Origin of the sequence: Nocardia alni, assembly GCF_019038435.1 — a bacterium.
Lineage (GTDB): Bacteria > Actinomycetota > Actinomycetes > Mycobacteriales > Mycobacteriaceae > Nocardia > Nocardia alni.
Genome location: NZ_JAGPOX010000329.1, coordinates 1 through 602 on the forward strand (window position 1 = coordinate 1; position 602 = coordinate 602).

A 602-nucleotide genomic window follows, 5' to 3' on the forward strand; every position below is an offset into this window, starting at 1 on the left:
GGATCTTGGGGTCGGCGGGGAAGCCGGGGAAGTCGAACTGCTCGGTGTGCACGACGTCGGCGAATGCCGGGAGCGTCATATCGTGCCGGAAGATCGCGGCCATATCGTAGGCCGAGATGCTCTGGCCGGGGCCGTCCAGGCCGGACGGGGTCGCCGCGCGGGTGTCCAGGGCCTGTAGTTGCCTGGCCTTCTCGTCCATCTGCCGGATCGTGCTGTCCACGCCGCCGATCTCCATCGCGATGGCGTGGGCGGCGTCGTTGCCCGAACACATCAGCAGGGCGTGCAGCAGTTGATTGTTGGTGTAGCGGCCGCCGGGTCCGATGCCGACCCGGGTGCCGTCGGCGTTCGCGTCGTCCTGGGTGCCGATCACCACTTTGTTCAGGTCCAGCTGCGGGATAGCGACCGCTGCCAGCAGCGTCTTGAGGGTCGAGGCTGGGCGGTAGCGGCCGTGCGGATCCTTCGCGGCCAGGATGCGGCCGGTGTCGAGGTCGGCGATCACCCAGGCGGTGGCGGAGATGTCCCTCGGTACCGGTGGCGCGCCGTTGGGCAGGATCAGGCCGCAGGCGGCGAGCCTGGGACCGCCGGCCGGAACCGGCGGGACC

General features: G+C 70.1%; 1 protein-coding gene. It reads right to left on the reverse strand.

All coding sequences use genetic code 11. The features are described 5' to 3' along the window. A partial coding sequence (locus tag JZ791_RS44175; protein WP_216903949.1) for a D-alanyl-D-alanine carboxypeptidase family protein occupies positions 1-602 on the reverse strand: 602 nt, incomplete at both ends.